Genomic DNA, 10,683 nt, shown 5'->3' on the forward strand with positions numbered 1-10,683 from the left:
TTTATCCCAATTACTACTGCTATTTAGGTTTATATTTTGATAAGTTCAATATTTTTTGAGGATCTTTTTCTGCCATCAGCTGTTGAAGCGTAACTTCTTTATTCTCCTCCATATATTTTCTCACCATTTGCCAACCCATCCAGACGCCTAATTTCGGTGCTGATTCCTGCTTATCTCCTAATCCCGGAGTAAAAGGGCCTTCCCCTAAAAACACCTGAATCTTTTGATAATCGGTCTCGAACAACAAATTGTTCTGCAATAAATAGGCCCAGATGTCAACTTCATAGGTTTTACACCAATCTATTTGTGGTTTTGTGTAACCAATCTTGACGGAATCCGGTACGGCATCTGGCAATACCTGATCCATAAAGTACAAAATTTTCCCATTCTGAATCATTTTCGACAGTAAAGTACGGTCTTCATCTCTGGCGGGAAATAGATCTTCACGCGCATAAGTTTCCGTTACCCGTGGCACTACATACTCCGGACTGAAACGACGGGAAAGATAAGTAGGGACGCTTTGTACGATAGCCCCATAAAACTTGCTGTTTTTGCCAAGAAACATGTCTAATCCGATCCCGATATAATCATCCCCGATAGGTGTTTGTACCGCAAATCCGGATACAAAAGAAATCATCTTTGGAATCCGTGCATCCGGATAGTAATGTTTTACATATTTAAAGGTTTGCGTCAGGTCTTTTTCAATATTGGCCATGTTTTTGAAAACACTGTCGGCTTCTTTATTCAGGTCGGTGTAGGCCTGTTCTTTATAGAGGGTAGTCAGAATTTCCGGACTGCTGTAACCGGGGTCGCCAACCATTCTGTGGACGTAATCCCGGTAAAAAGCACCGTACTTTTTTTGCAACATTTTATCTGTCTGTTGCAGGTCTTTTGACTTCCCCTGATACAGGTCCTGATCGAAACGTTCCACTTTTATATCCAGCTTGATGTCGCTCACATCGGGCTTACTGGCCTGCTTACATGAAAAAAAAGCAAGCATAGAGAGAAAAAATAGATAGATTTGGCTGGGTTTTACGTTATATATCATTATTAGCAAATATATATACATCCCGGAGGAAAATTGGCAAATTGTAATGAATAAGCTGATGATAGCTTCATCACCATTGAAAAATAAATGATATAATAATGAAAAACACATACCTTACTTTATTCTTACTTCTTTTAACAGGACAACTCTTCGCACAGCATGGCGGATCTCCATATTATGGATTCAGATTAGGCTTAACCGCACACCCTACTTTAGGATGGGTGAAACCAGAAGTTGGAAAATCTGAAGGTCTTGCCCTGGGATTCTCTTATGGATTATTAGGAGATTTTAATTTCGCAGAGAATTACTCCTTTGCTACCGGACTGACGATCACCACTATTAATGGTAAGAGCACAGAGGTAAACGCAAGACCTTATTTTAATCCTGCGGATGGCGGTACTGCTGCCTATGATTTAAGATACAGGTTACAGTATATCGAAATTCCACTAACGATCAAGCTAAAAACCAATAAAATCGGTCCCCTAAGGTGGTACGGACAATTCGGTATTTCCAACGATTTTAATATCGGCGCCAAACAAAATGCACAACTGGCAGGGAAGAAAGTGGAGAATGATAGAAACATTTCTGACTATACCAGATTTTATCGTGCAGGGATGGTGGTTGCCGCAGGCGGAGAGTATGATCTGGACGATCGTACCAGTTTAGCCATCGGCTTAACTTTCAATAACGGCTTAACCAATATTGTAAAGGATGGCGATCGCAGAGCTAAAAACCATTATGTAGGCCTTAATGTAGGCGTTTTCTTTTAAGGAATTACGAATTAGATTTTTAAGTATAGACACATGAATATCGCACTGGCACAACTCAATTACCATATTGGGAACTTTGAATACAACACGAAAAAGATCATTGAAAATATCGAACAGGCAAAAGCAAAAGGAGCCGACCTGGTAGTCTTTGCAGAACTGGCCGTTTGTGGTTACCCTGCAAGGGATTTTTTGGAGTTTGATGAGTTTATTGAATTGTGTGAAAAGGCAGCAGCGGAAATTGCAACCAAATGTCATGGTATCGCCTGCATCATCGGGCTACCGGTAAAAAACGACATCCTGGCGGGAAAGGACCTTTACAATGCAGCCTATTTTATTGAAGATGGTCGCATCAAAAATATTGTAAAAAAGGCTTTGCTGCCTACTTATGATGTGTTTGATGAATACCGGTACTTTGAGCCGGCCAGTCATTTCGAATGTATCCGTTTCAAAGGACAAAAGATTGCACTGACTATTTGTGAAGATTTATGGAACATCAATAACAATCCTTTATACGTTTCTTCGCCAATGGATGAGCTGATTCGTCAGAAGCCAGATTTGATGATCAATATCGCCGCATCGCCTTTTTCTTACTGTCATGATGATGAAAGGGTAGTGGTATTGTCGGATAATGCTAAAAAATACAAATTGCCATTACTTTATGTAAACCAGATTGGTGCGCAGACAGAGATCATTTTCGATGGTGGTTCGATGGTATTTGATAAGAAAGGAAAACTGGTTGATGAAATGCCTTATTTTAAGGAGGAGCTGAAAATTTATGAACTGGAAGATGGCCATTTCAAAGGTCATGAACCGATTGTACATGAAGCCGCGCCTGATATTGAGCAGATTTATGAGGCTTTGGTATTAGGTATTAAAGATTATTTCGATAAATCAGGGTTCAGTAAAGCGGTATTGGGACTTTCAGGCGGAATTGATTCCGCGATTGTCTGTGCTTTAGCTTGCAGGGCGCTCGGACCGGAGAATGTGATGGCGGTGCTGATGCCTTCAAAATATTCTTCCGACCATTCTATTGATGATGCGATAGACCTGGTGAAAAATATCGGTTGCAAGCATGAGATAATTCCCATTGCAGCAGCAGCGGATGCTTTTGATCAGATGATGGCACCAGCTTTTCAAGGGTTGCCTTTTAACCTGACAGAAGAGAATATTCAGGCGAGGTCCAGAGGGATTATTCTGATGGCCATGTCTAATAAATTTGGCTATATCTTATTGAATACGTCCAATAAAAGTGAATGTGCCGTAGGGTATGGCACTTTATACGGAGATATGTGTGGCGCAATCGGCGTGATCGGCGATGTGTACAAAATTCAGGTTTACCAGTTAGCAAATTACATCAATAAAGACGGAATTGTGATTCCGGAGAATTCAATCGTTAAACCGCCATCGGCAGAGCTGAGACCCGGACAAAAAGATTCGGATTCCCTGCCTGATTACGATATCCTTGATAAAATACTTTTCCAGTACATCGAGCTGAAACAAAGTTCTGCTGCAATTATCGCACAGGGCTATGACGAGGCTTTGGTGAAAAGGATTCTGAAAATGGTTAACAACGCAGAATTTAAACGTTACCAAACGCCACCGATATTAAGGGTGTCGCCTAAAGCATTTGGAATGGGCAGAAGGATGCCGATTGTAGGGAAATACCTTTCTTAGCAAAGAGTAGTTCTGAAAATACTTTCAAAAGAAAAGCGCCTGATCATTTTGTGGATTCAGGCGCTTTTTTATGCATGATGATTGAAGGCTTTTAAACTGTTTTTTTTACCCATTTCCGGTAAGGAATAATCAATGCCAGTAGTACCGCAATCAAAGCAAACAGTTTTGCAATCAGGTCGCCGTTTGCTACATAGAAAGTCAGCTCGCTGTTCAGGTTGATGTCTGCTTTTAAGGCAGTACGAGTCCACCATTTACTCTGTTTGATAATGTTTCCTTTCTGATCAATAAAACCAGAGATTCCGGTGTTCGCAGAACGGACTACCCAGCGTCTCGTTTCAATCGCGCGTAATTTCGCGTATAAGAGGTGTTGATCCTTTCCTGAGGTGTTTCCCCACCAGCCGTCATTGGTGATGATAGCGATGAACTGAGCACCATCTTTAACGGATTTCCCTACCCAGTCTCCCCATAAAGATTCATAACAAATGACGGGAGCAACGCCCACACCGCTTTGTGCATAGAATACACCCGGATTATCCTGCCATCCCCAGCCACCAACAGTGCCACCTAATTCTGCAAAAACAGGGGTAAGGAAAGCCAGCGTTTTAGGAAAAGGCATTTTTTCTACGCCTGGTACTAGTTTCGATTTATGGTAGAACTGCACATTGGCAGAGTTTTCTACCTGCATCGCTGCATTGAAATTGTCGAAATATAAACCACTGTTAGGGTCCAGCTTTGAGCTGATCGTTTGTTTATCATGATACACCTTAATACTTTCAATTCCGGTGATCAATGTGCCGTTTTTATACTTCGAAATAAAGTCCTGAAGCTGGATGTAATCCGGATTGCTTCGGATCCTTTCTTCATCGCTATAATTAGGAATCGCAGTTTCCGGCCAGATGAAATATTCAGTGTTCACCTGTGCTACAGAGTCAGAAAGGTGGGTAAGTACGCGCAACTGCTCTTGTGGAGAAATGCCATCCAGTTTTAGATAAGGGTCGATATTCGGCTGAACTACCACCACATTTACCGGCATAGGCTTCTCTTTATAAGTCGAATACCTGATCAATGATGCCGCCATAGGGATTATAATCACCGCTGCCAATACCATTACCGGTTTGAATTTAAGGGATCCTTTCTGAGTTTTCCAGGCCTGATAAGCTTCAAAAGCAAGGATGTTACTTAGCAGAATCCACAAAGAACCGCCATAAACTCCGGTAAATTCATACCATTGCACCAACTGGTGACTAGCGGCAAAACCGTTTCCAAGGGTCATCCATGGAAAGGCCAGATCCCAGGTTTGCTGCAGGTATTCCATAGCGATCCAGAAACTGATTAATCCGGTATAAGCGACCCATTTACTGGTGTATTGGCTTAAACGGTAATACAGCCAGAAAGCAAACGTCATCAGTAAAGCGCCCAGACCAAAAGGAATCAGTGAAATCAGGAAGGCTACAAATGGACTGTTATAAGCACTAACGGCGTTGTAGACCCAATAAATACAGGCGGTATTCCAAATCAGGAAGGTAAGTCCCGCAGTTAAAAATACTTGTTTTCCTTTTTTTGCTTTGCTACCGGTACCATCAGTACTGCTGTTGCGGATTTTCGCAATGGCGATCAGTAGCGGCACCAGACCAACCAATAAAAGTGGCGTGGTAAATGGAATAGGCGGCCAGGCCAGCCACATTAAAAATGCGCTAAGCAAGGCAAGGAGCGTAATGTTTTTTGAATTCATTGGGATTTAATGGGGGAGTTGTAAAGAAGCTGCCGGTGGGTGCCGGCAGCTTTTATTTTTTAAGCAAGCTAATATTTTTAATCGGGCCAATACTTTTAAGCCAGCTCCTTAAAAGCTGTCCAGAATGTCTGCTTTTTTAGCTTCATATTCTTCCAGCGTAATCAATTGTTTATCATACAATGTTTTCAGTTTTCTCAGCTTTAGCGTAGTTTCATCTTCAGGCTCTTCTACCGGAACAGGTGCTACATATGGCGCTGCAACAGGAGCAGGGGGGATAAAAGCCATAGGCTCTTCCTCTACTACAGGAGCAGGAACCGTGTTTACCGTTACCGGAGAGGTGGCAGAACGTCTTTCCTCCAGTTCTATTTGTCTTTGATGCTCTTTAAAACCTTCCAGTTGCTCATGTGCAGCCTGGTATAATTTACGGGCCTGAACTTTTGGAATATACTCAGTGATGATATTTTCGCCATAAGTAGGCACACAAATAAATTTAGAACCGAAGATTTCCTCTTTAAAAGACACTTCTTTAATGGTCTTCCAGGAGATATCTTTGAAATTCATAGTGATGCCGAAATTCCCCGGCTCACAATAAAAGATACGCTTGTTACTTACCACAATGCAGGTAGGAAGTATATTCACAGCAGGTCTTTTTTGAACCGCCATGTAAATCAGCTCCTCATTTGCGCTGAGCATATCATTTAATTTTCCTAAAACCTTTTCAACAGCTTTTGGATCTTGTTCGTCACTTAAAAATCTATCAATTAATATCATATAAATGCTTTTTATAATACTATCAAAAATTGAACCTGAAATGTGCTTCCGGCATCTGCGGATTAGTCCTCTGAATCGTCCTTATTATATTTAGATTTCTTCACTTGTTCTTTACCTGCGATGCAGATCACGAATTCGCCTTTCAGAATATTGTTCTCAAAATGCTCCTTGATTTCCAGCAAAGTACCCCTTACTGTCTCTTCGTACATTTTTGTCAGCTCTCTGCTCACGGAAGCCTGACGGTCTTCACCACAGTATTCTGCAAATTCTTCCAGTGTTTTAAGTAATCTATGCGGACTTTCATACAAAATGATGGTACGATCTTCTTCTGCTAATTTCTTAAAACGGGTTTGTCTACCTTTTTTAACAGGCAAAAAGCCCTCAAAGATAAAGGTATCGGCAGGAAGACCAGAGTTTACCAATGCCGGCACGAAAGCAGTTGCACCGGGTAAACATTCTACGGCAAGGTCATTTTTTATGGCCTCTCTAACCAGGAAAAAACCGGGGTCAGAAATCGCCGGAGTCCCTGCATCAGAGATCAGCGCCACATTTTTTCCTTCTTTCAGAAACCTGATGATCTCAGAAGTCGCCTGATGCTCATTATGCTGGTGGTGTGAATACGCCTTTTTGTCGATCCCGAAATGTTTCAGCATCGGCGCACTCGTACGCGTATCTTCGGCCAGAATTACATCTGCCTCTTTTAAAATCCTTATCGCCCTGAAGGTCATATCCTCAAGGTTGCCAATCGGCGTGGGAACAAGAAATAATTTGCCTTCCATAGTATTTTTTTCATCAGCTCTGCCAAAATAGACGCTCTGTTCAAGGATATTATCCTACAGATGTCTGTGGAGGTTCGCAATGACGAGTTAAGTTATTATCTTTGTTTAAAATATAAAATAATGCTGCAAGTTAACTATATCCGCGAAAATAGAGACAAAGTTTTAGAACGACTGAGTGTACGTAAATTCAAACAACCAGAATTGGTTGATGAAATTATTAAAATTGATGAAGAGCGTAGACAAGCTCAAACCTCCTTAGATTCACTTTCTGCGATTGCAAATGCCAGTGCGAAACAAATTGGCGAGCTGATGCGTAATGGAAAAAAAGAGGAAGCGGAAGTATTAAAGTCGGAGACTACAGCAAATAAAGAGCAGATCAAAAACCTTTCAGAAGTATTGACTGCCGCAGAAGAGAAGTTGTTTCAATTGATCGTTCAATTGCCTAACCTACCTCATGAATCTGTGGCTACAGGAAATACTGCGGAAGAAAATGAAGAGATATTTATTTATGGTGAGCCTGCAGTATTGGGCGAAAATGCAGTACCACACTGGGAACTGACCACTAAATATGACATTATAGATTTTGAATTGGGTACTAAGATTGCCGGAGCAGGATTTCCGGTATATAAAGGAAAAGGTGCGCGCCTGCAAAGAGCGTTGATTAACTATTTCCTGGATAAAGCCGTAGATGCCGGATACAGGGAAATGCAGGTGCCGCTATTGGTAAATGAAGCTTCAGGATTTGGAACCGGACAATTGCCGGATAAAGAAGGACAAATGTACCATGCAGGTGTAGACAACCTTTACCTGATCCCTACTGCCGAAGTACCGGTAACGAATTTATACCGTGATGTAATTTTGAAAGAAGAAGAACTTCCGGTTAAAAATACCGCATATACGCCATGTTTCCGTCGCGAGGCAGGATCTTATGGTGCACACGTAAGAGGATTAAATCGCTTACACCAGTTTGATAAAGTAGAATTGGTACAGGTGGTACACCCGGACCACTCTTATGAAACATTGGAGCAGATGAGTGCCTATGTACAAGACTTACTAAAAGACCTTGGCTTACACTTCCGCGTTTTACGCTTATGTGGTGGCGATATGGGCTTTACTGCAGCCATGACTTATGACATGGAAGTATGGAGTGCAGCACAACAACGCTGGTTAGAAGTTTCTTCTGTATCTAACTTTGAAACTTACCAGAGTAACCGCCTGAAATTAAGATTTAAAGGTGCTGGTAAAACACAATTGGCACATACTTTAAATGGAAGTGCATTGGCATTACCACGTATTGTAGCTTGTATCCTGGAAAATAACCAGACTGATAAGGGAATTAAAATTCCTGAAGTATTGGTAAAATATACAGGTTTCGAATACATCGATTAATCCTGAAAAATCAAATACTAAAAAAGCCATGATACGATCATGGCCTAAAAAAAAACCTTCTCCATTACGGGGAAGGTTTTTTTATTCATCGGTAGATGATACTATTATAATATTAAGATTAACAACAGGATGATAATGATAATCGCTCCAACAGAAAGATAAACGCCACCACCTACGGCTTTAGATTGTTTTTTCAACTCTCTAAGTTCCTTACGTAATTCTTTTTTCTCTGTTTTGGATAAATTAGATTTATCCATAGACTTGATTTCCTCTACACGTTCTGTTATTCTTCTCAATTGCGCCTGTTGCTCAACGGTCATTTCCGTTTTGTTTTTCTCAGATTTTTCAGCGGCAACAACAGTGTTTGCGCTAACGCCCAGCATAAAAATTAAGGCTAATGAATAAATGAATTTTTTCATGTGATTAAGGTTTTATTTCTTACGAATACATGACAAACAAAAAACCTACCAAAAAATGTTGGTAGGTCTTTTATCAAGGACACTGAGCTTAAAAAGTTGTTAATTTTAGTATGCCTGAGGCATATAGCAATTATTAATTAATTTTCAGGCTACCTCATATTCTGTCGGAACAAACAAAAAGTGTGTGTTCCTCTGGTCAGCTTACTTAATTTCAAACACTGTATTCATAGTGTAATTCAGTTTAATCTTTTTGAAGTCGATCTCCGGAGCAGGGGCACCGGCCATGTCAGCACTTTCAGATGATTTCATCATCATCACGTTGCGGTACATTGGCTGAGGGAAGGACTCATTGTTCAACTCCTGAATATCAATGATGCTACCTAGCTTATCACCAATCGCTTCAACCAGGTACGTTGCTTTTGCTTTCGCAGCTTGCAAAGCTTTAATTTTCAATTCTTTTTTCAAGGTTTCAATTTTCGAATAATCGTAGCTATCGATATTGGTATAAGCAACGCCTTTCGGATCGATATCTCCCATGATCTCATTGAATTTATTCAGGTCGCTTACTTTCAAACGGTACTGTTTGCTCACTAAGAAATCAGGATTTTTCTTTTTCTGTGTAACGGTATAACCTGATAAATTATTGATCGTTAAATTCTCTTTTGGAATCCCTGCTGTTTGAATTGCAGTATACAGCTGGTTTTCTAAAGTCGTGATCTCTACTTTTTTCTTGCTGTTGTTATCTTTTAAATATTCTTTCAGGGAGATGCTGATGTAAATGATATCCGGAGTAACCTCTGTTTCGGCAGAACCGCTCACACTAATCTTTTTTCTCAGGTCTACTTGTTGAGCCATGGCACTTAAACTGAATAAGGCAACAAAGGCAAGGGCAAATAACTTTTTCATAATAGATGTTTTTCTTTTTGTGTATTTGATAAGAAGATGTAAATATCGGACCAATTCCATATCAGTCTACGATACAATTTACCAAAAAACGCTTAACTCATTCATAATGAGTTGTATTTTTTGTTAAAATCCTTTGCGATAACCGGTCTTAAAAACAAAAAAGCCCATAAAGCAATTGCTTCACGGGCTCATCAGATTTTATGATATCTTAATCTTCTGCAATTTCATTGTTAATGCCAATCTCTTCATTTACATCTTCCTTAAAATAAGATTTCTGATAAATCAGGATCAACACCACACCAATAGAAATGGCTGCATCTGCAAGGTTAAATACAGGTCTGAAGAAGATGTAATCTTCGCCACCCCAGATTGGTACCCATTTCGGAAACACGCCTTCTACCAGCGGAAAGTAGAACATATCTACTACTCTTCCATGAAACCAGCCTGCGTATCCGTAGACCTTACCATAAAACACCGAGTCAATAATATTGCCCAATGCGCCGGAAAAGATCAGGGCTACATTCATAATTAAACCCCTGTGGTATTTTCTCTGGATCAGGTAATGTAAACCGTATCCAATACCTGCTACCGCAGCAATTCTGAACAGAGAAAGGGAAAGTTTTCCAAATTCACCGCCAAATTCAAGGCCAAAGGCCATCCCATTGTTCTCCGTGAAGTGGATAATACACCAGTCTCCGATAATCTTGAACTCCTGTCCAAGGTACATATTAGTCTTTACCCAGGTTTTAATCAGCTGATCAGCGATTAAAATCAAAAAGATAATCAGTAAAGGTTTAGTATATCCCTTCATTAGCTCTGCTTCAATTTAGCTTCCATACTTAGCGTAGCATGAGGAACCGCACGAAGACGTTCCTTCTGAATCAGCTTACCTGTTTCGCGGCAAATGCCATAAGTTTTGTTCTCAATACGTACTAATGCTGCCTCAAGATTCTCAATGAATTTCTTCTGACGTGCTGCCAGCTGATTCAGTTGTTCTTTCTCTAAAGTTGCAGAGCCATCTTCTAAAGTTTTATAAGTTCCTGAAGTATCTTCAGTTCCGTTAGAGTTCGGGCTACTTAATGAGCTGGTCAGTGAAAGAAATTCTTCTCTCGCCATGCGTAGTTTTCCTTGAATAAGTTCTTTAAACTCTTGAAGTTCACTATCTGAATACCGTGTTTTTGTAGCTTTTTCCATA

Annotated in this window: 11 protein-coding genes; 3 read left to right on the forward strand and 8 right to left on the reverse strand. The window is 40.5% G+C overall.

What is annotated here, in order from left to right; translation table 11 throughout:
• Nucleotides 1-19 precede the first annotated feature (19 nt).
• Nucleotides 20-1,000 carry a gliding motility lipoprotein GldB gene (gene gldB, locus OQX61_RS04915; protein WP_265840562.1) on the reverse strand — a complete coding sequence of 327 codons (981 nt, stop codon included), beginning with the start codon at nucleotides 998-1,000 and terminating at the stop codon, nucleotides 20-22.
• Between the two features lie 146 nt (nucleotides 1,001-1,146).
• Between gldB and OQX61_RS04920 the strand changes: the two genes are divergently transcribed.
• Complete coding sequence (locus tag OQX61_RS04920) at nucleotides 1,147-1,818, forward strand: porin family protein (protein WP_265840563.1); 672 nt, start codon at nucleotides 1,147-1,149, stop codon at nucleotides 1,816-1,818.
• Nucleotides 1,819-1,851: 33 nt separating this feature from the next.
• Entirely contained in the window at nucleotides 1,852-3,492 is a 1,641-nt protein-coding gene (locus OQX61_RS04925; protein ID WP_265840564.1) for an NAD+ synthase, read from the forward strand.
• Nucleotides 3,493-3,583: 91 nt separating this feature from the next.
• Here the strand turns inward: OQX61_RS04925 and lnt are convergent, their stop codons facing one another.
• The 3 genes from lnt to rsmI form a co-directional block, all read right to left on the reverse strand.
• Complete coding sequence (gene lnt / locus OQX61_RS04930) at nucleotides 3,584-5,224, reverse strand: apolipoprotein N-acyltransferase (RefSeq protein ID WP_265840565.1); 1,641 nt, start codon at nucleotides 5,222-5,224, stop codon at nucleotides 3,584-3,586.
• A 108-nt stretch (nucleotides 5,225-5,332) separates the two neighbouring features.
• A complete protein-coding gene (locus OQX61_RS04935) occupies nucleotides 5,333-5,995 on the reverse strand; it encodes a PH domain-containing protein (protein WP_265840566.1) in 663 nt (220 codons plus the stop codon).
• 62 nt (nucleotides 5,996-6,057) lie between these two features.
• Nucleotides 6,058-6,774 (reverse strand): 16S rRNA (cytidine(1402)-2'-O)-methyltransferase, encoded by a 717-nt coding sequence (gene rsmI, locus OQX61_RS04940; protein ID WP_265840567.1) that lies wholly within the window; start codon nucleotides 6,772-6,774, stop codon nucleotides 6,058-6,060.
• Nucleotides 6,775-6,894: 120 nt separating this feature from the next.
• Between rsmI and serS the strand changes: the two genes are divergently transcribed.
• Entirely contained in the window at nucleotides 6,895-8,163 is a 1,269-nt protein-coding gene (gene serS, locus OQX61_RS04945; protein ID WP_265840568.1) for a serine--tRNA ligase, read from the forward strand.
• 104 nt (nucleotides 8,164-8,267) lie between these two features.
• On the opposite strand, the gene OQX61_RS04950 is transcribed toward serS, so the two are convergent.
• The 4 genes from OQX61_RS04950 to OQX61_RS04965 all read right to left on the reverse strand — a co-directional run bounded on the left by OQX61_RS04950 (nucleotide 8,268) and on the right by OQX61_RS04965 (nucleotide 10,682).
• Nucleotides 8,268-8,582, reverse strand: coding sequence for a hypothetical protein (locus tag OQX61_RS04950; RefSeq protein WP_265840569.1), 315 nt, complete (start codon nucleotides 8,580-8,582; stop codon nucleotides 8,268-8,270).
• Nucleotides 8,583-8,783: 201 nt separating this feature from the next.
• Entirely contained in the window at nucleotides 8,784-9,488 is a 705-nt protein-coding gene (locus tag OQX61_RS04955; RefSeq protein ID WP_265840570.1) for an SIMPL domain-containing protein, read from the reverse strand.
• 208 nt (nucleotides 9,489-9,696) lie between these two features.
• Nucleotides 9,697-10,299, reverse strand: a complete 603-nt coding sequence (locus tag OQX61_RS04960) for a lipoprotein signal peptidase (protein ID WP_265840571.1) — start codon at nucleotides 10,297-10,299, stop codon at nucleotides 9,697-9,699.
• On the reverse strand, nucleotides 10,299-10,682 hold the full coding sequence (locus OQX61_RS04965; RefSeq protein ID WP_062550535.1) for a TraR/DksA C4-type zinc finger protein: 384 nt from the start codon (nucleotides 10,680-10,682) through the stop codon (nucleotides 10,299-10,301). The genes OQX61_RS04960 and OQX61_RS04965 overlap by 1 nt, the downstream gene beginning before the upstream one ends.
• Nucleotide 10,683: the final 1 nt, after the last annotated feature.

The organism is Pedobacter sp. PLR, assembly GCF_026239675.1.
Taxonomy (GTDB): domain Bacteria; phylum Bacteroidota; class Bacteroidia; order Sphingobacteriales; family Sphingobacteriaceae; genus Pedobacter.